This window comes from Veillonella seminalis (assembly GCF_003992065.1).
GTDB lineage: Bacteria > Bacillota > Negativicutes > Veillonellales > Veillonellaceae > Veillonella_A > Veillonella_A seminalis.
The window spans coordinates 1-23729 of sequence record NZ_RQUZ01000014.1 but is presented as its reverse complement, the minus strand read 5'-3'; the positions used below and the strand labels follow the sequence as shown (position 1 = coordinate 23729).

The following is a 23729-nucleotide window of genomic DNA, read 5'->3' as shown; positions in this document are numbered from 1 at the left end:
AAAAAGCACAGTCACTTTTTGGCTCAAACCATCTCTATTTTATATTATTGAATTTAAGGATTTACCGGCCAAAGAAAAACCTAAACCTCTTCATTCAGCGTCGGCGTTTCTAAGAAGACCACATCAGGATTCCGTTCCACAACCCAGCCCATTTGCCATTCATTACTGATCAAAATAACGGTTCTGCCACGATTATCTTTAACAGCCATGGCATTATCAAGGCCTTTGAGTTGTTTAATATCAACGTCACCTTTTACCCAGCGAGCAACGCTGTAAGGAAGGGAATCGGTAATCGGTTCAACACCGTACTCATTACGCAAACGGTACTGTAATACTTCAAATTGAAGCATACCGACAGCGCCAACAATGAAGGAGTCCATTGAATGCGGCTGTTCAAAAATTTGGACAGCACCTTCTTGAGCCAATTGCGTCATCCCTTTTTGGAATTGTTTACGTTTCATCGTGTCTTTTGGACTGACACGAGCAAAGAATTCCGGTGGGAATATAGGGAAGTCGCCGAAGGTTACTTTGTGATTTGAAGCACAAAGAGTATCGCCAACGCCCATGGTACCGGCGTCAAATACACCGATGATATCGCCCGGATAGGCTTCATCAATAATGGTACGTTCGGTAGCCAAGAATTGTTGAGGTTGAGCCAAACGAATGCTTTTACCCGATTGACGATGTAATACAGACATGCCTTTTTCAAATTTACCCGAGCAAATGCGCATGAAGACGATGCGATCATGATGATTAGGGTTCATGTTAGCTTGGATTTTGAAAACGAAAGCAGAGAAGTCTTCGGAAGTAGCTTCTACAGTTTCTTCCAAGGCTTTACGAGGAGCCGGTGATGGAGCGAGACTTAAGAATTTTTCTAAAAACGGTTTAACACCGAAGTTGGTCATGGCGGAGCCGAAGAACATAGGGGTTAATTCACCGGCACGTACGCGTTCGAAATCGAATTCGTCACCGGCAACATCGAGAAGTTCAATGTCATCAATTAAAGATTGGTGAACTTCTTCGCCCAATAATTCACGGAATGCGGGATCATCTACAGATTCTTTGGTAGAAGCCAATTTCTGCTGACCGTGAGTTTCGTCTTTGGCAAAAAGATCAACCGTGTGAGTTTCGCGGTCATAGATACCTTGATATTCACCGTTGATGCCCACCGGCCAGTTCATAGGCACGGCACGAATGCCCAAAGAGTTTTCAATTTCTTCCATAAGATCGAACGGATTGCGGCCGAAATGGTCGATTTTGTTGACGAAGGTAAAAATAGGAATACCGCGCTCTTTACAAACGGCAAAGAGTTTTTTCGTCTGAGCTTCCACGCCTTTCGCTACGTCTATGAGCATGACGGCACTGTCGGCAGCCATCAATGTACGATACGTATCTTCCGAGAAGTCCTGGTGACCCGGGGTGTCCAAGATATTGACGCGGCAACCGTCGTAATCGAATTGGAGTACAGAGCTGGTTACGGAGATACCACGTTGTTTTTCGATTTCCATCCAGTCGGAAACGGCATATTTTTGAGTTTTACGAGACTTTACGGAACCGGCCAAGTGAATCGCACCGCCGTAAAGGAGCAATTTTTCAGTTAATGTAGTTTTACCGGCATCCGGATGCGAAATAATCGCAAACGTGCGTCGGCGTTTAACTTCTTCTAAGAATGTCATGTTGTCACCTCATACAAATTATCTATCTTTAAAATTATATACTACTGACGGGGCTTTTGTCATTAAATTCATTTTATTAAATTTAATTGATTGACAATTAAGCAGCAATGTTTAACGTGATGATTCATTCAACTATCAATAGCACCGTTGATGCTGATTCATATCACTGGTGTCGATTCATATTATTAGTGACGATTCATACTATTGGTGCGAGTCTGTTCCTTTTATGTACGTTCGGTTTAGTGTATAATAGAACAGACAAAGGAGGGCCTATGAGATTATTTATTGCCGAAAAGCCCAGCATGGGGCGAGAAATAAGTAAATATTTACCGGAGCAAAAGAATGTACAAAAACGCGACGGTTTTATTGTGCAAGGCGATGATGTGGTGACTTGGGCCTTCGGACATGTACTGGAGCAATTGCAACCCGGTGATTATGATGAACGGTATCAGCGTTGGAATGCGGCGGACTTGCCGATTGTGCCGGATGAATGGCAGCTCAAAATAACGGAAAGCAGTGCCAAGCAGTTCCGAACGATAAAAAAACTGATTGAAGATGCGGATACGATTGTTAACGCCGGTGACCCGGACCGCGAAGGACAGTTATTGATTGACGAGATTTTAGTATATGTTAATAATCAAAAACCGGTACAACGTATTTTGCTGAATGCGCTCGATGAAAAATCAATTCGTGCGGCTTTGGGCGATTTGCGAGATAATAAAGATTTTTATAATTTGCAACAATCCGCTTTGGCCAGAGCTCGTGCGGATTGGCTCATAGGGATGAACTTATCCCGTGCATATACCTTACAGCAACGGCGTCAGGGAAATAAAGTTACCTTTCCAATCGGTCGTGTAAAAACGCCGACACTGGCGCTTGTAGTTCGTCGTGAGCGGGAACTGGAAAACTTTGTGCCGGTAGACTATTTTACGTTAAAAGTCTTATATAAACATCCAAACGGCAGCTTTTGGGCCACTTGGCAGCCTAAAGATGATCAGATTGGCCTCGATCCGGAAGGGCGTTTAATTAAAAAGGCCGTTGCCGAGGAATTGGCAAAGCGGTTGATGGACGGTAAAACAGGCGTTATTTCTAAGCGTGAAAAGACGAAAAAGAAAGAGGCTCAACGGTTGCCTTTATCTTTATCGGTTTTGCAGGTTGTGGCGGGAAAAGCATATGGCTACGATCCGCAGCAGGTATTGGATACGGCTCAAAAACTATATGAAAAGAAATTGACTACCTATCCGCGTTCCGATTGTGATTATTTACCGAACAATCAATTTGAAGATCGTCATGCTATTTTACAGAATTTAAGTAAAAACAGCGGTGTTATCGGCGAATGGGCACAGGGAGCCGATGTATCCATTAAATCGCGGGCTTGGAATGATAAGAAAATCACAGCTCACCATGCGATTATCCCTACGACAGTGGCTTGTAATATGGCGACTTTGCCGGAGATGGAGCGAAATATATATTTCCTTATAGCTCAGTCGTATATAACGCAGTTTTATCCGGAACATGAATATGAACAAACCCGCTTAACTGTGACACAATGTGATGAGGAATTTGTCGCTCACGGTCGAGTTATATTAGTAGTCGGTTGGAAGGCTTTGTATCAGAAACCTAAGAAGGATGCCGATTCGGCGGATGATACTAATGATTCGGACGACATGGCGCCAAATGATGAGGATTCAGATGCTCAGGAATCCGGTAAGAAACGTAAACAACCGATTGAAGAGAGCGGCGAATTGCCTAATGTGAAAAAGGGAGATGCCGTCGAAGTAGATAATATTGCCATTGATGCGAAACAAACCAAACCGCCGAGTCGTTTTACGGCAGCTACTTTGTTGCAAGCTATGAAAGAGATTCATAAATATGTGAAAAACGAAGAGTTGAAAAAGCAATTAAAGGCGGTTTCGGGGATTGGTACGGAAGCAACAAGGGCTACCATTATAGATGAGCTTATAACCCGTAAATTTATGTCTGCCAAGGGTAAAAAGAAAGTAATTCAGCCTACTGCATTGGGCTATACTTTGGTGGATGCGTTGCCGGAAGAAATGCTGTATCCCGATGAGACAGCTCTTTGGGAAGAACGCTTGGCGGCTATCAGCGAAGGACAAGATACATTAAATTCTTTTTTAAACGATCAAGTTGAGTTCTTAAAGAGCCTGATTAATAAAGCCAATAGCGGTATGAATATGGACGGTCTTGATACGGACGGATTCCATATTGTGAGTACGGTGCGAACTGTTAAGCGCCCAAATGGGGCGGAAAACGGAAATGCGGTTAATCGCAACGGCAGGACAGGAAATTTATCTCAAGAAGAGTTGAGTAAACTGGAGGATTGTCCGCGTTGCGGAAAGGGGAAATTGCAACTTCGAAACGGTAAATTCGGTGAGTTTTACGGCTGTACGGCGTATCCAAAGTGTAACTTTACCAAACCGGTTGCCGGAACTTCGGCAAATCCGGGGCAATTAAATTCGCTGGGGACCAATAATAATCGGGCTCGTTTTGGGGTTACAAATGATGAAGCTATAGATCCGCAGGTGACAGCAGCACTGGCTGCGGCTAAGGAACGGGGGACTTTACAGTATAAATGCCCACGTTGCGGTGAAGGGTATTTGGTGGCTGTTTCTCGTAACGGTAATATCAGTTGGACTTGTGCCAATCAGCCTAAGTGCCGTACTACAGTAGCAGATGTGGACGGTAAGCCGGTTGTTTTCAAATAACAAAAGAAACTAAATATGGTAAGATGACTTACCTATAAAAATAGGACTACTCGTATAAGCACGTTGTTCGTCGAACTTTGTGTTAATGAGTAGTCCTATTTGTGTTAGTAACTAGAAGTATTCTATTATTCTATTTCTTACAACAGAAGTTTGTTATTGGTCGGTCTTAACGGGAGCGACGACGTCTAGTGTTTACGCCTTTATGGCCGGTAGCTTTATGACGTTTGGCTTTGGTAGCCTGATAAGAAGATTTAATAGCCGGCTTTTTAGAAACGGTGGCTTTTTTAGGTGCTTGGGCACGACCTTTAGTTTTAACCTGACCGTCGGTTGTGTATTTTGTAAGAGTTGCCTCGATGGCACGTTCAATACGGCGAAGCCAAGGTTCATCGGCTTGAGTAGCATAGGTAATAGCAATGCCGTTTGTGCCGGCGCGACCGGTACGGCCGATGCGATGAATGTAATAATCTACATCGTGAGGAACATCATAATTATATACATGGCTGATGCCTTCGATATCAATACCGCGAGCGGCAATATCGGTAGCAACTAAAATTTGTGTGCGCGCACGAGCAAAGTCACGCAATATTTGAGTGCGTCGTCCCTGTGTTAAATCGCCGTGTAATTCGCCGATATTAAAGCCTGCTGCCGTCAATTCGTAGGATAATTTAATGGCACCTTCTTTTTTATTGCAGAAAACAATGGCTAAATATGGATTATCTTCGCGGAGTTGAGCCATTAAGCGGTCCAATTTTTCTTCCGGTTTTACCATAATAACCTTTTGTTCGATTGTATCTAAGGTTACATTATTACCCTTTACGGTTACGGACATCGGTTTTTTCATATAGGTTTTGGCCAAGCTGCGAATACGGTCCGGTACGGTAGCGGAGAAGAGCAGTAATTGGCGATTGGCATTGGTTTTTTCAATAAGTGATTCAACGTCCGGCAAAAAGCCCATATGGAGCATTTGATCCGCTTCGTCAAGTACTACACGGCGTACAGTATCAAGATGTAAGGAACCGCGTGTTGCATGATCTAATAAACGGCCCGGAGTACCCAGGATTACATGAGGGCGACGACCGAGTTGTTGTAACTGACCTTCAATAGTGCGACCTCCGATGAGGGGGAGAATATCCACACCTAAAATATCGCCGATAGCCTTACCTTCATCGGCAATTTGTTTTACCAGTTCGCGAGTCGGTGCAATAATAAGTGCCTGTTCCTGAAAAACTTCAACGTTAACGCGTTGCAATACAGGAAGAAGGAAGGCTAATGTTTTACCGGTACCGGTTTGGGCCATGGCGATTAAATCGTTTCCCTTAAAGGCCGGCGGAATAGCTTGCTCTTGGATAGGCGTAGGCTCTTTAATTCCTTGTTTAGCCAAGGACTCTATAAGCTCAGGCACAACGCCGAGTGTTTGAAATGATTTCATATATATCTCCTTATCTTTAATTAGTAATACTTTGAGTAATGATTCCTATAGGGGAATAGGTAACTTCATTAATTAGCAGTTAAAATTTGATTTCGCTCAATAAGTAGGAATCATTGGCATTAAATTAGCTAAATATATTTTTATTATATCATATGTAGAAGATTTATATAAAAGAATCGATATGTTTAGTGTAATTTGAACTCAATTGCATAGTTTTTTTGCGAAATATATATTTTAATAATTCATTGAGAATAAGTATTTAATTGATAATATTTTGATAACAGTTAAACTTTTACTTAAATCAATAATAAAAGAGAAAATATTTCAAATGAGAATGAGAACGTTGAGAGTTGACAATATGTTGAATAGCTATAAATGCAGGAGTGATAATGAATATTCAACAATTTCTATCTGCATTCATAAGATTCGATATTGAAAATAGTTATTGATTTTCTCGGTGGCTATGTTATAATTTAATTGTAATTTTTTATCAGTTTCAGTGCAGTACTAAAGCAAATTTTTGAAGATGAGTTTGTTTTTGTTCGGCCAGAAGGAGGTGTAAGATTGTGATAAAATCATTGGCGTCGATGAAGGCCGGTGAAGCGGGCACGATTCAAAAGTTGCGCGGTTCCGGCAACATCAAACACCGTCTCGTTGACATGGGCTTGGTGCCCGGGACTTTCGTGCGTGTTATGAAATACGCACCGTTGGGTGATCCGATTGAAATTAAAGTTAAGAACTTTGATTTAGCCTTGCGTGTGAGCGAAGCAGAAACTATTGATATTGAAGTGAGTCAGGAGGCCTAGAATGAGCGACCAAAATACCACGTCCATTCGCATTGCTTTGGCCGGTAATCCGAACTGTGGTAAAACAACTATTTTTAATAATATTACCGGTGCCAAACAACATGTTGGTAACTATCCCGGTGTAACGGTAGAAAAGAAAGAAGGGGAATGTACCTTCAGCGGTAAAGATTTACTCTTTATTGACTTACCGGGTACATACAGTTTAACAGCTCGTTCCCTTGATGAATTAGTAGCTCGTAATGTTATCATTAATGATGAACCGGATGTTCTCGTAAACGTTATTGATGCGTCTAATTTGGAACGTAACTTATATTTAGCGGCACAATTGTTGGAATTGGAACGTCCGATTGTAATGGCACTTAACATGTCTGATGTGGCCAAAGAAATGGGTGTTCACATTGACATTAAGAAATTAAGTGAAATGACCGGTGCCACTATTGTTGAGACTGTAGGTCGTAACAATGTGGGGACTACCGAATTGTTGCAAGCTGTAATTGATGTTGCTAAAGAAGCTAAAAAGCCGAGTGCTACCATTAATTACGGTCCTGTACTTGAACCGGCTATTACCGATATTGTTAATGAACTTGAGAAAGCAGACAGCATTACCTATCCGTTGCGTTGGGTAGCTATTAAATTATTGGAAGCCGACCCTGATGTAATTAAAAAAGTAAAAGCCTTTGATCGTACCGAAGCCGTATTGGCTAAAGCAGAACAGTGGCGCGACGAACTAAAAGATAAAGTAGATTTAGAAATTATTTTCCAAGAATTCCGTCACAGCTTTGCCGTTGCTACATATAATAATGCTTTAAAAGGTACGCCTAAGGAAATCGAAACACGTTCCGACCGTATCGATAAAGTGCTTACACATCGTATTTGGGGCTTACCTATTTTCGTATTCGTAATGTGGCTCTTATTTAACCTCGTTAATACAATCGGTGCGTATCCGCAAGGTTGGATTGAAGACGCCTTTACAGCTCTCGGTGACTGGGCCGGTGCGGTAATTCCGGAAGGGCAGTTAAATTCCCTCGTAGTTGACGGGATCATCGCCGGTGTCGGCGCGGTAATGAGTTTCGTACCGCTTATTGTGCTTTTATTCTTGGGTATTGCGTTCCTTGAAGATACCGGGTATATGGCGCGTGCCGCTTTCGTAATGGACCGTATCATGTGTGCCTGCGGTTTACACGGTAAATCCTTCATTCCCCTCCTTATGGGTTATGGTTGTAGTATTCCTTCTATTATGGGTGCTCGTATCTTGGATAACAACCGCGATCGAATGATTACGATTCTTGTTTCACAGTTTATGACATGTAGTGCTCGTTTGCCGGTATATACATTGTTTATCGGGGCGTTCTTCCCGGTAGCACAACGCGGTAATGTATTGGCTGCCATTTACTTTGCCGGTATCGTATTGGCTATTGTAATGGCTAAAATATTCCGTAAATTCTTGTTCCCGGGCGAATCCGAACCATTTGTTATGGAATTACCGCCATACCATATGCCGACTATTAAGAGCGTGTTAATGCATATGTGGGAACGTGCTTTCTTATATCTTAAAAAAGCAGGTACTTTCATTTTAGCAGCTTCCGTATTGATTTGGTTCTTGGCATCTTATCCGCAGGATGTTCCGATGTCCCAAGACTTTGATGCGGCTCGCAATCAAGTAACGCAAGAATATGAAGCTCGTGATAATGCAATCTTACTTCAGTACGGTATTGCTACTGACGAACAAAAAGCGCCGGTTATGGCACTCGTTGACGAAATGACTTCTATCCAGGCAGAACAGGATGAAGCTGCGGCTGACGAAGAGGAAGAAGAAATCGGTGATGAAGGTCTTAACGGTGAAGCAGCAGCTGCTACTACCGATGTAGCTCCTGCAGAAGCGGCCCCTGAAGTTCCTGACTACTTCCACAATCTTGAAGTAGCTAATGCTGATGCGTTCCCGGTTGCTTGGGCAATTTACTTAAATAATCAAGAAAAAGACGAAGCTATCGGTGAACTTGATCAGAAGGAAGCAACTGAAAAATTAGAAGGCTCTTATGTAGCTTCTATCGGTAAATTCATTGAACCGGTTATGAGACCGCTTGGTTTCGATTGGAAGATGAGCGTATCCTTAGTTACAGCTTTTGCAGCTAAGGAAGTTATGGTAAGTACCTTAGGTACAATTTACTCTATTGCAGCCGATGCAGACAATGAACAACCATTGCAAGTTTACTTACGTCAAGACCCTTCATTCACGCCACTTGTTGCAGTTGGTTTGATGATGTTCGTTCTTATTTATCCGCCATGTTTTGCGGCTATGGCCGTATTCAAACGTGAAGCCGGCGGCTGGGGCTGGTTAGGCTTCTTCGTTCTTTACTCTACAGCATTAGCGTGGGTAGCAGCCTTTATCGTCTACAATGGCGGTCACTTATTGGGATTCCATTGATTAAAAAAACGTTATAAATTAAATGAATTAAAACTGAAATGCGTTTTTCTGTTAAGTTATTAGCTTGTTCCTATGAAAGTCTAAATGAGAATTAACTGCTGATAATCGTTGAGAATGTAACACCAATCAATATTTTCTCAAGATTTTTAACAAATCACTATTGATTATTAATTAAGGATGGTGTATTATAATGGAGAACCTAATAGTATATCTTATCGGATTAATCGCTGTATTATTTGTTGCTCGTAAGGCATATAAAACGCTTAGCGGTAAAGGCGGATGCAGTTGCGGCGGTAACGGTAACGGCAAGAAAAAAGACATGTCTGAAGCCGGTTGCGGCTGTGGTTGCGGGGGCAACAAATAGGATTTCATAAGGGTAATGACTGACGAATACAGTGTATTCGATTGATTTACGGCAAAAGTAGCCAAGGTTCGGGTAGACCTTGGCTATTTTTATAAAGCAGTAGGTGCTTAAACTATTTATTGTATATGCACTGGGTGCATTACATCGTGTAGAGGAAAGGTGAGATTTTTATGTTTAACATCAACAAAGACAAAGTAAAAAACGCTAATTTATTCGCAGCCGGCTTGGCTCTCGGTACAGTTGGTCTTAAAGTTTTGACCAGTAAAGACGCTAAAAAGGTATATGCTAATGTAGTGGCTGCCGGCCTTCGTGCTAAGGAAAGCGTATTGCAGACAGCTGAAAAAGTACAGGCTTCCAGTGGTAGCATTTTAGCTGATGCACAAGAAATTAATGAAAATCGTCATAAAGAAGAAGCTTTATTCGAAGAAGAACAAGCAGAAAAAGCTGAAGAAAAGGGTGAATAATTAATATGTTGAAGTTTTCGGTTATTCAAAGATTATCGAAACGTCTTCATGTTACTGTCTCCGGCCACTTGTTTGATGATGCGGAAGCCGCTTATTTAGAAGCGACTTTATTGCAGAATCCGGCTATAGAAAAAGCTCAGTTCTTTACGCGTTCACGAGACCTTATCATCAACCATACGGGCGATGAATTAGCTGTTCGTGATGCCTTGGTGGCACTCAACGATTTGGATTTCGCCGATGCACCGGCATTGACGGAATACTCACCGCGACTTGTTAACAAACAATACAAAGAGTCTATGATTAGTCAGACTCTCATGTACTTGGGGAAAAAGATATTGTTACCTGCACCGGTTAATATGGTGTGGTCTTGGTTTAATGCTTTAAAGTTTGCTAAAAAAGCGGTGTCCATGTTATGGCATCGTAAATTAACCGTAGAAGTATTGGACGGCGTAGCGATTACCGTATCCTTATTGCGCGGTGATGTATCTACGGCGGGTGCCGTTATGTATTTGTTGGGTATCGGTGAGACCTTGGAAGAATGGACTCTTCGTAAGTCTGTACTTAACCTGGCTGAAAGTATGTCGCTTAATGTAGATAAAGTTTGGGTTAAAGTCGATGGCGTTGAAGTAAGTCGACCTGTAGCGGACGTTGCAGAAGGCGATCTTGTTGTCTTACGCCAAGGTGAAGTCGTACCGCTGGACGGTGTAGTAGTAGAAGGTGTTGTCCTTGTTAATGAAAGCTCTATGACAGGGGAACCGGAACCGGTTCGTCGCGATGAAGGAACTTCGGTATATGCCGGTACGGTAGTAGAAGAGGGGCATTGTCTCATTGAAGTACGGGGGAACTCGAAATCATCGCGTTATGAACAGATTGTGGCGCTTATTGAAGAATCGGAGCAAATGAAATCCGGTATGGAACAAAAAGCGTTCCATATGGCCGATAAATTGGTACCAATCAGTTTTGCCGGCACTATTTTGACCTACTTACTCACGCGAAATACGATGAAAGCACTGTCGTTTTTGATGGTTGATTTCTCTTGTGCTTTGAAATTGAGTATTCCGTTGGCTGTTTTATCTGCTATGGAAGAAGCCTCTAAACGGGGTATTACGGTTAAAGGCGGTAAGTATTTGGAACAAATCGCCGCAGCTGATGTTGTCGTTTTTGATAAAACGGGAACATTGACGAAAGCGGAACCTGTATTTGAACAAATTATTACGTTTGAAGGCCATGATCCGGAAGAAATGCTCTTGTTGGCCGCCTGCCTGGAAGAACATTTCCCACATTCTATGGCGAAAGCGGTTGTTAATGCGGCCGATCAGCATAATTTACCGCACAAGGAAAAACACTCGTCTAAAGTTGAATATATTGTGGCACATGGTATTGCTTCTAAAGTAGGCAATCGTAAATGCCGTATCGGTAGTGCACACTTTATTTTTGACGATGAAAAAGTTGTAATTCCGGAAGGGGAACAGGAAAAATTCGACAATTTGCCGGATTTCTCCTCTCATTTGTACTTAGCCATCAGCGGTTGTTTGGCAGCCGTACTTTGTATTAAAGATCCGGTTCGTGACGAAGCAAAACAGGTTGTTAAAGAGCTTCACGAATTAGGCATTAAAAAAGTCGTTATGATGACCGGTGACAGTAAACGCAATGCAGAACGTGTAGCACGTGAAATCGGCATTGACGAAGTGTATGCGGAAGTATTGCCGGGGGATAAAGCGGCTTATGTAAAGAAAGCTAAAGATGAAGGCTATACGGTAATGATGGTTGGCGACGGTATTAACGATTCGCCGGCATTGTCGGAAGCTCATGTAGGCGTTGCGATGAATGAAGGGGCACCGATTGCTCAAAAAATCGCTAATGTTACGGTTTCCTCCGATAATCTTGCCAGTCTTGTTGATTTGCGACGCATTGCTATGCGTTTGATGGATCGCATTCAGTTTAATTACAATTCCATCGTCGGCGTTAACGGCGCGTTGGTAGGCCTTGGTTTGTTCCAAGTATTGACACCGAGCACGACGGCATGGATGCATAATATGTTCACCTTAGGTATCGGTTTGCGCAGTATGACACCATTGTTACCGGCTAAAACAGCGGACGATGGGGAGATTATTGAAACAACGGCACAGGTCGTAGCGTAAGCATACATAGAGTAAAAATAAGTGACATTAAGGCGGTGTTCTTCGGAACACCGCCTTTTACAGTTGAGTTTTAGCGTGTCCTATAGTAGAATAATACTGTTAAGATAAGGATGTAGGAGGTTTTTACTATGAAAGTCCTCACGGATATTTTGAGGCGCACGCTATATATGAGTTTTTTCATCATATTGGTACCCTTAGGCGCCTACACTATTCATAACGGTTCCAGTGCCATGGTGGCGTTGGTCAGTTATTTAGTGTTGTCGTTATTGGTGCCGGTGGCGTATTTATCTTCGAAGCGAAGTGGTTTCGGTCCGGAAGAAAAGCGTGTAGGCCGTATTTATTATATATTGGGCTGGTTCCTTGTTCAGCTCGCAACATATCAAAGTTTTTTTGTGGGTGATTTTGCTTTTCTCTGGGCACTGCCAAGTGTGGGCCGTGATATAGCCTTTGTTATTGTAATGTATTTGCAGGTATCACTTTCATTGGTGGTCGGCTATATTCTGAATTCGCTCATTTCCGGGAGGGCCGCTAAATGATAAAAAATGTATTACGCATGTTTGTTTTAAATCTGGCTATTGTATTACCGATTACTATGATTATATTGGCCTTGCAAGGTGTTTCTTTAGGCATGGTAGCCTTCTTGGTGCTTTCGTTTCTGACACCTATGGTACTTCGTAGGCAAGACCGTTTACAACAATTTTTGACCTATCCGTGGCGTAACAGTTTGTATGCTTACAGTTGGATTTGGTGTTTAACCTTTTTCTTCTTAGGTGACAGCGTAATCCCATTTGCTATTGCAACCGGTAGCATGGGCCTTATTATGGTTGGTTGGATTGCAGTCTTTTCGATCTGTCTGTTGGCTATGACTTTAGTAGCTGTTATTCTGACGCTTTATGCCGAACGTCCACGTTTTAATTGCTGGTTCGATGATTCTTTGGATATGGCTGTTTACTCATTGCCTGTGCCGATGCTTTTATTAGGGGACGTGTTATTTTTAAATGTGCCCGATCCTATTTTGGCAGCACAACTTAGTCCCCAAGTGTTTACCTTTTTACAACTTTGGCTCTATGGTTTTGTTATTTGGACTATGGCGGTTATTGCCATTTATCTTCATCCTCGGATGGGGCAAAAACAAGGCTTACGCTTAGCACGTATTATGGTGACTGCTTTGATATGGCTCGCTATTAACGGACATTTAATGTATGGTTGGAAGCCGGACTTCTTTATGGAGTTGTTATATTTCATGATGCCGGTATTCCAAGGCAATTGGCTGGTTTATATTACACCGGGCTTACTGGAATTTGTGATACTCGCCATGTCCGTAGGTGCAGGTTTACTTTTGGAAGATCTTATTTTGAAACGGCAGGCAAAATAAATTTTCTATGATATAATGTATAACTGTTTGAAAATGGGTGATTGAGATTTTACAGCGCAATTGTATGAATTTGAATATGTATTTCGACTTATATCCGAATAGGAATGAGAACGGAGGTTTTTTTACATGGAAAAAGATAATATGGATACGAAAAGTCCGTATCCGCGTCAGCGATTCAGCTTGCGACAATTAACTGTTATCGGTTTGTTGTCGGCATTAACCGTAGTACTGGGTGTCAGCGGGTTAGGATTTATTCCGATTCCACCGATTTATGCGACTATCTTGCATATTCCGACTTTAATCGGGGCATTACTGGAAGGCCCAAAAATCGGTATGGTTATCGGTTTTATTTTCGGGTCTTACAGTTTGGTTCAAAACTTCGTACAGCCAAACATTATGTCTTTCGTATTTTTAAACCCGATTATTTCCATATTACCACGTATGTTAATCGGACCTATTGCTTACTATGTGTACCGTTATTTACCGATTAAAAGGCCTTTATGGCGTGTTATGATTGCCTTATTTGTCGGTACTATTGTGCATACTGTAATGGTAATGGGGTTGATTTACCTTATTTATGCAGAACCGTATGCAGCAGCAAAAGGGATTCCTGTAGACCATGTGGCGAATATTGTTATCGGTGTAGCCGTATTCCACGGACCGCTTGAAGCATTGGCGGCTGTTGTAGTAGGGACACCGGTAGTCATGGCGATCAGGGCTAAACTTAAAACAGATAAATAATATGTTAAACCATTAGCCCCGACGTCATGTCGGGGCTTTTTGAATGTATATATTGATATATGAATATATATTGATAAATGAGGAAATAAGCCTTAAAAAATATTGAGCTGTTTAAATATGGAGTTTGTAAGAATGAATATTTTTTAGAAAGAGAGGCGATGAAATGAATATTCAAATTAATTGGCGCAAATGGCGCATTTCATCCGTGTTAATGGCCGGCTTGTTAGTCGGTGCGACTGTACTTGGAGGCTGTGGTTTGGGGGATAAGAGTGGGGACTCCGGTAAAGGGGGATTGCCGGTAGTGGCTACCGTGTATCCGGCCTATGATATTGCGAAACAAGTAGGCGGGGATAAGGTGAATGTAAGTTTATTGGTGCCGCCGGGAACGGAACCTCATGATTGGGAACCGACCGTTAAAGATTTAAAGGCCGTAGGCCAAGCTAAGGTATTTATTTATAACGGTGCCGGTTTAGAACCAAGTGAAAAGTTATTGGCACCGGATAATTTAAAAGAGGCTAAGCCGGTAGAATTAGCAAAATCAGTTGAGGTAATGCCGATTAAATCCATTGATATCGATAATGAAACGGAAACAGAAACCGGCCACGATCATGATCATCACACTGATGCAGCTCATCATGACGATGACGGTCATGATCATCATCATGGCACGGTGGACCCTCACATTTGGTTGAATCCGATGAATGTGGCAAAAGAAGTGGACGCTGTAGTGGCGGCCTTTAGTGAAGCAGATCCGGCGAATAAAGACTATTACGAAGCAAACGGTAAAGCGTATAAAGAAAAATTGACAGCTTTAGATGCACAATATCAGGCGTTTGCTCAAACAATCTCGAATAAAGATTTAGTTGTAACTCATGAAGCATTCGGCTATTTTGCCAATCGTTACGGTTTCACGCAATTGGGTATCATGGGGGTAGCACCGGATGCGGAACCTACACCGGAACGGATGGCATCGATTATCAGTTTTGTAAAAGCGCACAAGGTAAAGGCTATTTTCAGCGAAGAATTGGTTAATCCTAAATTAGCAGAAGCTATTGCTAAAGAAACGGGCACTAAGGTGTATATGCTGAATCCGGTAGAAGGTTTGACGGAAGAGCAAATGAAAGCGGGCACTACCTATTTATCCGTTATGGAGGATAATTTGAAGGTTTTGAAAACAGCGTTAGGCGGTCAATAATACTTCTTTTATAAACACGTCAAAGGTTGCTTTAGGTGATTTATAATACTTTTTGGAGGCTGAAAAGGAAAGCGTATTATCAACGTATTTCTCAATCACATATGGGGTATTGATATTTCGCATTGACTGAAGTATTGCTGATTACCGCGTTACTGTGATAAAATATGAGTAATGTATAGTAGTATTTTGAGGAGGTTGAACACCATGGCAAAACGAATTCTACAATCTTTTTTAGAAAGAGAGGCGATGAAATGAATATTCAAATTAATTGGCGCAAATGGCGCATTTCATCCGTGTTAATGGCCGGCTTGTTAGTCGGTGCGACTGTACTTGGAGGCTGTGGCTTGGGGGATAAGAGCGGGGACTCCGGTAAAGGGGGATTGCCGGTAGTGGCTACCGTGTATCCGGCCTATGATATTGCGAAACAAGTAGGCGGGGATAAGGTGAATGTAAGTTTATTGGTGCCGCCGGGAACGGAACCTCATGATTGGGAACCAACCGTTAAAGATTTAAAGGCCGTAGGCCAAGCTAAGGTATTTATTTATAACGGTGCCGGTTTAGAACCAAGTGAAAAGTTATTGGCACCGGATAATTTAAAAGAGGCTAAGCCGGTAGAATTGGCAAAATCAGTTGAGGTAATGCCGATTAAATCCATTGATATCGATAATGAAACGGAAACAGAAACCGGCCACGATCATGATCATCACACTGATGCAGCTCATCATGACGATGACGGTCATGATCATCATCATCATGGCACGGTGGACCCTCACATTTGGTTGAATCCGATGAATGTGGCAAAAGAAGTGGACGCTGTAGTGGCGGCCTTTAGTGAAGCAGATCCGGCGAATAAAGACTATTACGAAGCAAACGGTAAAGCGTATAAAGAAAAATTGACAGCTTTAGATGCACAATATCAGGCGTTTGCTCAAACAATCCCGAATAAAGATTTAGTTGTAACTCATGAAGCATTCGGCTATTTTGCCAATCGTTACGGTTTCACGCAATTGGGCATCATGGGGGTAGCACCGGATGCGGAACCTACACCGGAACGGATGGCCTCGATTATCAGTTTTGTAAAAGCGCACAAGGTAAAGGCTATTTTCAGCGAAGAATTGGTTAATCCTAAATTAGCAGAAGCTATTGCTAAAGAAACGGGCGCTAAGGTGTATATGCTGAATCCGGTAGAAGGTTTGACGGAAGAGCAAATGAAAGCGGGCGCTACCTATTTATCCGTTATGGAGGATAATTTGAAGGTATTAAAAACGGCTTTAGGCGGGCAATAATACATCATATTAGCCTGAAAAGAATTGACGGATTATCAACGTATTTCTCAACCACATATGGGGTATTGATATTTCGCATTGACTGAAGTATTGCCGATTACCGCGTTACTATGTTAAAATATGAGTAACGTATAGTAGTATTTTGAGGAGGTTGAACACCATGGCAAAACGAATTCGTACAATCAACACTGAATCTTTACAGAAAACTGCTAAAACCGGTGGTTGCGGCGAATGCCAGACTTCTTGCCAGTCCGCTTGCAAAACAAGCTGCACTGTAGGCAACCAGGTTTGTAAACAGAAATAAGATTTCTTATCTGTTTTGATACGTCAATGATCCGATAAGACCCAATCATTATTTGATAGTGATTGGGTCTTATTTTATTTTCATAATTTAAAACAACCCAATCTATGCAAAATTAATAAATTGGATTTTTGGAAAGGGCTTGTATGTCATTATTTCATATATGGTAGAACCTTTTTTTTAAGCTAAAAGTAGATAAATGATGTATAATATATAGGGTAGTAGTAACTATTAAATATATGGAGGTACCATGTTAGAATTAAAACCAATGATTCACAAATTCAAGATGAAGGATAAGTATTTCTGTCTTGATGTAAATAGCGGTATTATTCACGTTATTGATGAATTTACCGATAAAGTGCTCGATATTTATGATGGCACCAATCGTGAAGCAGTTCATCAGGCTTTTGACGGCGTTGAATCACCGGCTGAAATCGACGAATTATTAGACGAATTGGATTCTTTGATTAAAGATGAAATGCTCTATGCACCAATGTCTGAAGATTTCAAATTAGTGGCAGCGGAAGAACCGATTGTTAAGGCTTTATGTCTTAATATTGCTCATGACTGCAACTTGGCTTGTCGTTATTGCTTTGCCAGCCAGGGCGATTACGGCGGAGTAAAACGTGAACTCATGAGTTTTGATGTGGCTAAACGAGCTGTTGATTTCTTAATCTCTATGAGTGGTCCTCGTCAACATTTAGAAATAGATTTCTTTGGCGGCGAACCGCTCATGAACTGGGAAGTTGTTAAACAGACCATCGAATATGCCGAAAAAGTTGGGGCTGAACACAATAAGATTTTCAAAATGACTATGACCACCAACGGTGTGTTATTAACTCAGGAAAAAATCGATTACCTCAACGAACATAAATTGAGTATGGTATTGTCCATTGACGGTCGTGAAGAAGTGCATAATCATATGCGTCCAAGCGCCGGCGGCACGGATACGTATAAAACAGTGGCTAAAAACCTTGTTAATGCCGTTAAACAACGTCATGGTCTCGAATACTATGCACGCGGTACGTATACGCACAATAACCTTGATTTTACCAAGGACGTTATTGCCATGTCCGACCTCGGTTTCGAACATTTATCTATGGAACCGGTAGTAGGTAAAGAAGGGGACTATGTACTTCGTGAAGAAGATTTGCCGGCTTTGATGAAAGAATACGAAAAGCTTGCCGATTTGTATTTGGAACGTCAAAAAGAAGGCTGGGGTGAAAAGTTCAACTTCTTCCACTTCCGTATGGACTTATATCGCGGACCTTGTATGGCTAAACGTTTGCGCGGTTGCGGTGCCGGTCATGAATATATGGCTATCGTACCGAACGGCGATATTTACCCATGCCATCAGTTTGTCGGTCGCGACGGCTATGTATTGGGCAATGTATACGAAGGGCTTAAGAACTTTGATATTCCGCGTGAATTCCGCAATACTCATGTGTTTACGAAACCTACCTGTGCTGCTTGCTGGGCTAAATTCTTCTGCTCCGGCGGTTGTCATGCCAATAATGAAACCTTTACCGGCACCATTAAGGAACCGTATGCACTTGGCTGTGAATTGCAGAAAAAACGCATTGAATGTGCCATCATGATTCAGGCTGAGCTTGATGAATTGCGTGAACAGGGAATTGTGCCGAAGGAGGATCCGGCCTTCCAGGAACGCAAACAGCATAATTGGATGTAAAACTAAATACCGTATAACAAGTAAGCAAATAGTATATTACAAAGGAACTATTTATGAAGCGACAAGGTATACGATTTACAGGGATAGTACAGGGGGTCGGATTCCGCCCCCTTATTGCGGTTGTAGCACGTGAATTGGGTCTCACGGGTTTTGTCTATAATGATGATGCGGGCGTTTATGTAGAAGTTGAGGGCACGGAGAAAGCATTGGCAAAATTCGTTGATGCCGTAAAAGAGCGAAAAGGACCGATAGCACGCATTGACTCAGTCAATGTAAAGGAGATTTCGTTAAAAGATGACAGCTTATTTGTTATCGCCCCTTCGCCGGCAGGTAAACAACCGGCTACGTTTATCGGGGCCGATACGGCGCCGTGCGAGGCATGCCGCCATGAATTGCACGACCCTATGAACCGCCGTTTTCACTACGGCTTTATTAACTGTACCCATTGCGGGCCTCGCTATACGATTGTGGAAACAGTGCCTTATGACCGTAAATTTACGTCCATGAAGGAGTTTCCGCTCTGTGATGCTTGCAAGGCAGAATATGAGTCTGAAAGTAATCGAAGATATCATGCAGAACCGAATGCTTGTCCCGTGTGCGGACCGCAGTACACTTTATATGAAGTAATTAACGGAGAGATTCATCCTACGGCGACGGAACTGGATCCGTTAACATTGGGGCGTGACTATGTCATGACCGGCCATATTATTGCTTTTAAAGGTGTAGGCGGTTATCACTTGGTGTGTGATGCCACTAATGTGGCCGCCGTTATGGCACTTCGTGAACGTAAACAACGACCTCATAAGCCTTTGGCCGTTATGGTAGATTCTTTGGCTACAGCTAAAGAAATTGCTCATATTACACCGGAAGAAGAGGCTTTATTGTTATCGCCGGCAAGACCGATTGTATTGGTGCCGCAACGTCATGATGCGAAGGTAGCATGGCAGGCGGTAGCACCGAATAATCACTATGTAGGGATTATGTTGCCGTATGCACCGGTCCATGAAGTTTGGCTCCCGGCAGGGGCTGTTTGGGTTATGACCAGCGGTAATCGCAGCGGTGAACCGGTGATTTTTGATGATGAGGAAGCCGTTGCCAAATTAAAACATGTGGCGGATTATTTTCTTGTTCATAATCGCCGTATTGTGGCATCCGTAGATGATTCGGTGGTGCAGGTGGTAAAGGGCGAAACTTTACAAATTAGGCGCAGTCGCGGTTATGTACCGACGTCTTTTAGAGTGCGCTTGCCAAATGAAGGTAAAAAAACGGTACTCGCCATGGGCGGCGATTTGAAAAATGCATTTGCCATGAATCGCAATGAAGCGGTGCTCATGGGGCCTCATATCGGTGACTTAGCCAATTTGGCCATGAATGACAGTCTGGTTTGGACTATTGACAGATATAAAGATTTATTCGGTCTTACACCGGAAGCGGTAGTGGCCGATTATCATCCGCAATATTTTTCTTCACAATATGGCAAAACCTATAGTGAAGAGCACAATATTCCCTATATGCAGGTGCAACATCATCATGCTCATGTGGCGGCCGTTATGGCGGAATATGGCTTAGACTCCGAACCGGTGTTGGGGATTTGTTTTGACGGTACGGGCTATGGTCTGGATGATACTATCTGGGGCGGTGAGTTTTTACTGTGTCAGGGGTCTTCCATGCAACGTTTGGCTCATATTCATACGGCACCGTTACCGGGCGGTGAAGCGGCGGTTAAAGAACCGTGGCGTCAGGCCCTTTGGTATGTGCGTGATGAGTTCGGCGATGACACGCCGGCTTGGCTCGAGCCGTGGTTTAATCAATTGCCGGATAATTGGGAATTATTAGATTTCATGATGCAAAACAATATGCCTATGGTTGATGCCAGCAGTGCCGGTCGATTATTCGACGCTGTAGGCTGTTTACTGGGCCTTGGCAATGAACACACCTTTGACGGGCAAATTGCTATGAGCCTTGAACAGTTAGCTTATGGTGAACGTGGTAAAATTAAGGAATTTATTTGGGACGGTAAAATCCTCGATTTTAAACCATTGGTGCAGGATATTGTCGGCCACTTGGGCGATGGAATTTCCAAGCGCGTTTTGGCAGCTTCGTTCCACCGTACGTTGGCCTATGGCATTACGGAAACGATGGAGCATTTGTGTACCCAATATAATATTAAACAAGTTATTCTTTGCGGCGGTGTTTTTCAAAACAGACGCCTTATCGAAGAAATGATGAGTATAAATCACGATCAAGTCATGCTCTTGCCGCGTCAGGTGCCGCCGAATGACGGTGGTTTGGCACTGGGGCAATTGTGGCTGGGTCATCAAAAATTGAATGAAAAATAATACTTCATTTAGTGAGAAGCAGTATTTCATTAAGTGAATAGAAGAATATTTTCTTAAATGAAAGAGTAATATTTCCTTAAATGAAAATTCATACTCCCTGAGAAAGTTAGGAGGGAACACTATGTGTTTAGCAGTACCTGCTCAATTAATAAAAGTTAATGAATTCATCGGCACCATTGAGCTTACCGGTGTGACGCGTGATGTAAATCTCATGTTGGTACCGGAAGCTAAAGTAGGCGATTATGTACTGGTTCATGCCGGTTGCGCCGTTCAAGTGGTAGATGAAGAAGAGGCTAATGCAACAATGGAGGCCTTTAAGGAGTTGGAAGAACTTGAAAAAGATTACTTTGCAGGAAAAAACACAGGTCGCTAATGAACTGTTACAAGAGATAAAAGCACTTCATACGCCGGGAGAATCGGTTAGATTTATGGAAGTGTGCGGTACGCATACAGTGGCGATTTTCCGCGAAGGGATTCGTCAACTCTTGCCGGAAGGCATCGAGCTTGTAAGCGGACCGGGCTGTCCTGTTTGTGTTACCGACCAGGTATATATGGATAAAGCTTTGGCCTATGCGGCTATGGATGATGTGATTGTGGCGACTTTTGGCGATATGCTGAAAGTGCCGGGCACACACAGTAATCTGTGGGAAGCAAAGAGCGCCAGTGCTCATATTCATATTATTTACAGTCCTTTAGAAATCATCGAGCTGGGTAAAGCTAATCCGGATAAAAAGATTGTCTTCTTAGCTATTGGTTTTGAAACGACCATTGCCGTTATTGCGGCGGCTGTTAAAGCGTTGGCTATGTCGGGCCTTAAGAATGTTTTCTTTTTGGTATCCCATAAATTGGTGCCGCCCGCACTACGTGCCTTGGCCAATCAAAAAGAAGGCCATTTGGATGGGTTTATTTTGCCCGGTCATGTGAGCGTTATTATCGGGGAAGAACCATATAGCTTCATTCCTACAGAATGCCATATGCCGTCCTGTATTGCCGGTTTTGACGGTCTTGAAATCTTGGCGGCTGTGCGCGATTTATTGGCACAGCGTAAAAGCGGCAAGTATTATGTGGGCAATCAGTATAAATCGGTGGTGGCTAAAAAAGGTAATCCCATAGCGGTTAAGCTTATGGATGAACTCTATGAAGTTATCGATGATACTTGGCGCGGCATCGGTGTGATTCCTAACTCCGGTCTACGCTTAAAAGGTGAATATGCGGCTTTTGATGCGGAACGTATGATTCCACTCGGACCGATTGAAAGCGGTGGCGTGCCGAAAGGCTGTCAATGCGGTCGTGTGTTGCAAGGCCTCATTCGTCCCGATGAATGCGGTTTATTCGGTAAGCTTTGTACCGCCGACCATCCGGTGGGTGCCTGCATGGTGTCCGTGGAAGGCAGCTGTGCGGCTTGGTATAAATACGGCCGTGCCAGCGGCGGTATGACTTGGGAAGAATAAAAGCCGAATGGTGCTTGTGTTGAGCTGTCTTAATCTTAATGTCCTTATTTAGATAGCTTTATTGCGAGACTTGTTTTGGCAAGGCTTTCGGCTAAGGAGTAATTTATGGATGAAACAATACGCTTGGTTCATGGTAATGGGGGACGCTTCAGCCATGAATTGATGGAAAAATATATTATGCCTCATTTTAAAAATGAGGCATTGGCAAAATTACATGACGGTGCTCAATTCGATGTACCCGCCGGTCGTATGGCGTTTACCACTGATTCCTATGTGGTAACACCGCAATTTTTCCCCGGTGGTAATATCGGTAAATTGGCCGTATGCGGTACGGTGAATGACTTGGCTATGAACGGTGCGAAACCTTTACATCTGAGCTGTGGTCTTATTCTGGAAGAAGGTTTACCGGTAAAAACTTTGGATGCCGTTCTCGCGACTATGGCGGAAATGGCTAAAAAAGCGGGTGTTACTATCGTTACAGGCGATACAAAGGTAGTTGAAAAAGGGGCCGTAGACGGTCTTTACATCAACACCGCCGGCGTGGGTATGATTCCGGAAGGGATTAACATTGATCCCGAACGCGTTAAGCCGGACATGAAAATTATTGTATCCGGTTCGCTTGGTGATCATGCTATTGCCGTAATGGGTTCTCGTTATGAATTAGCTTTGCCTGAATCCATTAAAACCGACTGTGCACCACTTAATCATATGATTATGGCCGTGTTGGATGCAGTAGGCGATAAAGTGGCCGTAATGCGTGATCCAACACGTGGCGGCTTGGCAACAACCCTGTATGAAATTGCCGGTCAAGCTAATGTCGGTATCCGTGTTGATGAATACGCGTTGCCAATTCACGATGAAGTGCAGTCCGTTTGCAGTATTTTAGGCTATGATCCATTGTATTTGGCTAATGAAGGTAAAGCAGTATTTGTTGTTGAAGCCGATGTGGCAGATACGGTGCTTGAAATTTTGCATGCTAACGAATATGGCCGTGAGGCCGCTTGCATCGGTGAAGTGCTTAGCAGTAATGCCGGTAAAGTTGGTCTTAAAACAGCGCTTGGCGGTGTTCGGTTGTTGGATCAGTTGGGCGAGGACCAAGTGCCGAGAATTTGTTAAAGAACTCTAATATTTTTATAGATAAAATTTAATAGGTATATGCTAAAGCAGTTATAAAATTTTTATTTTATAACTGCTTTTTTGAAGTAAATTGCAATATGAAATTGAACACTTTTAAAAACCCAGTAACTTATTAACTTCTTCAATGAATACTTCTTGTGGTGTCCGGTAATTTAGAATTTTGCGTGGCAGTGCATTACACCA

Annotated in this window: 19 protein-coding genes; 17 read left to right on the top strand and 2 right to left on the bottom strand. The window is 42.7% G+C overall.

Translation table 11 applies throughout. The features are described 5' to 3' along the window. Positions 1-80: 80 nt before the first annotated feature. Positions 81-1676, bottom strand: coding sequence for a peptide chain release factor 3 (locus tag EO126_RS09430; protein WP_006556937.1), 1596 nt, complete (start codon positions 1674-1676; stop codon positions 81-83). 272 nt (positions 1677-1948) lie between these two features. Between EO126_RS09430 and EO126_RS09425 the strand changes: the two genes are divergently transcribed. Next, entirely contained in the window at positions 1949-4402 is a 2454-nt protein-coding gene (locus tag EO126_RS09425) for a DNA topoisomerase III (protein ID WP_006556936.1), read from the top strand. A 166-nt stretch (positions 4403-4568) separates the two neighbouring features. Here the strand turns inward: EO126_RS09425 and EO126_RS09420 are convergent, their stop codons facing one another. Continuing rightward, positions 4569-5831 (bottom strand): DEAD/DEAH box helicase, encoded by a 1263-nt coding sequence (locus tag EO126_RS09420; protein ID WP_006556935.1) that lies wholly within the window; start codon positions 5829-5831, stop codon positions 4569-4571. A gap of 563 nt (positions 5832-6394) precedes the next feature. Between EO126_RS09420 and EO126_RS09415 the strand changes: the two genes are divergently transcribed. The 16 genes from EO126_RS09415 to hypE all read left to right on the top strand — a co-directional run bounded on the left by EO126_RS09415 (position 6395) and on the right by hypE (position 23525). Further along, on the top strand, positions 6395-6637 hold the full coding sequence (locus EO126_RS09415; protein WP_040771345.1) for a FeoA family protein: 243 nt from the start codon (positions 6395-6397) through the stop codon (positions 6635-6637). 1 nt (position 6638) lies between these two features. After that, positions 6639-9062, top strand: coding sequence for a ferrous iron transport protein B (gene feoB / locus EO126_RS09410; RefSeq protein ID WP_127008623.1), 2424 nt, complete (start codon positions 6639-6641; stop codon positions 9060-9062). Between the two features lie 190 nt (positions 9063-9252). Then, positions 9253-9426 carry a hypothetical protein gene (locus EO126_RS09405; RefSeq protein WP_006556932.1) on the top strand — a complete coding sequence of 58 codons (174 nt, stop codon included), beginning with the start codon at positions 9253-9255 and terminating at the stop codon, positions 9424-9426. A gap of 170 nt (positions 9427-9596) precedes the next feature. Next, a complete protein-coding gene (locus tag EO126_RS09400) occupies positions 9597-9890 on the top strand; it encodes a DUF6110 family protein (protein ID WP_006556931.1) in 294 nt (97 codons plus the stop codon). A gap of 5 nt (positions 9891-9895) precedes the next feature. Further along, on the top strand, positions 9896-12031 hold the full coding sequence (locus EO126_RS09395) for a heavy metal translocating P-type ATPase (protein ID WP_006556930.1): 2136 nt from the start codon (positions 9896-9898) through the stop codon (positions 12029-12031). Positions 12032-12159: 128 nt separating this feature from the next. Next, the gene (locus tag EO126_RS09390) at positions 12160-12567 is read left to right on the top strand and encodes a hypothetical protein (RefSeq protein ID WP_006556929.1); all 408 of its coding nucleotides are present in this window, start codon (positions 12160-12162) and stop codon (positions 12565-12567) included. Further along, positions 12564-13406 carry a hypothetical protein gene (locus EO126_RS09385; RefSeq protein ID WP_006556928.1) on the top strand — a complete coding sequence of 281 codons (843 nt, stop codon included), beginning with the start codon at positions 12564-12566 and terminating at the stop codon, positions 13404-13406. Before EO126_RS09390 ends, EO126_RS09385 begins: the two co-directional genes overlap by 4 nt. 126 nt (positions 13407-13532) lie before the next feature. Next, positions 13533-14147 (top strand): ECF transporter S component, encoded by a 615-nt coding sequence (locus EO126_RS09380; protein WP_006556927.1) that lies wholly within the window; start codon positions 13533-13535, stop codon positions 14145-14147. Positions 14148-14310: 163 nt separating this feature from the next. After that, a complete protein-coding gene (locus EO126_RS09375; RefSeq protein WP_225723649.1) occupies positions 14311-15342 on the top strand; it encodes a metal ABC transporter solute-binding protein, Zn/Mn family in 1032 nt (343 codons plus the stop codon). A gap of 251 nt (positions 15343-15593) precedes the next feature. Further along, positions 15594-16628 carry a metal ABC transporter solute-binding protein, Zn/Mn family gene (locus EO126_RS09370; protein ID WP_192496413.1) on the top strand — a complete coding sequence of 345 codons (1035 nt, stop codon included), beginning with the start codon at positions 15594-15596 and terminating at the stop codon, positions 16626-16628. A 160-nt stretch (positions 16629-16788) separates the two neighbouring features. Beyond that, positions 16789-16932, top strand: a complete 144-nt coding sequence (gene scfA, locus EO126_RS09365; protein WP_004693318.1) for a six-cysteine ranthipeptide SCIFF — start codon at positions 16789-16791, stop codon at positions 16930-16932. 247 nt (positions 16933-17179) lie between these two features. Beyond that, complete coding sequence (scfB, locus tag EO126_RS09360) at positions 17180-18619, top strand: thioether cross-link-forming SCIFF peptide maturase (protein WP_006556924.1); 1440 nt, start codon at positions 17180-17182, stop codon at positions 18617-18619. Positions 18620-18672: 53 nt separating this feature from the next. After that, positions 18673-20958 carry a carbamoyltransferase HypF gene (hypF, locus tag EO126_RS09355; RefSeq protein ID WP_006556923.1) on the top strand — a complete coding sequence of 762 codons (2286 nt, stop codon included), beginning with the start codon at positions 18673-18675 and terminating at the stop codon, positions 20956-20958. Positions 20959-21079: 121 nt separating this feature from the next. Then, on the top strand, positions 21080-21331 hold the full coding sequence (locus EO126_RS09350; RefSeq protein ID WP_006556922.1) for a HypC/HybG/HupF family hydrogenase formation chaperone: 252 nt from the start codon (positions 21080-21082) through the stop codon (positions 21329-21331). Further along, positions 21291-22409, top strand: a complete 1119-nt coding sequence (gene hypD, locus EO126_RS09345; protein ID WP_127008619.1) for a hydrogenase formation protein HypD — start codon at positions 21291-21293, stop codon at positions 22407-22409. The genes EO126_RS09350 and hypD overlap by 41 nt, the downstream gene beginning before the upstream one ends. Positions 22410-22514: 105 nt before the next feature. Next, on the top strand, positions 22515-23525 hold the full coding sequence (hypE, locus tag EO126_RS09340) for a hydrogenase expression/formation protein HypE (protein WP_006556920.1): 1011 nt from the start codon (positions 22515-22517) through the stop codon (positions 23523-23525). The last annotated feature ends 204 nt before the right edge of the window (positions 23526-23729 follow it).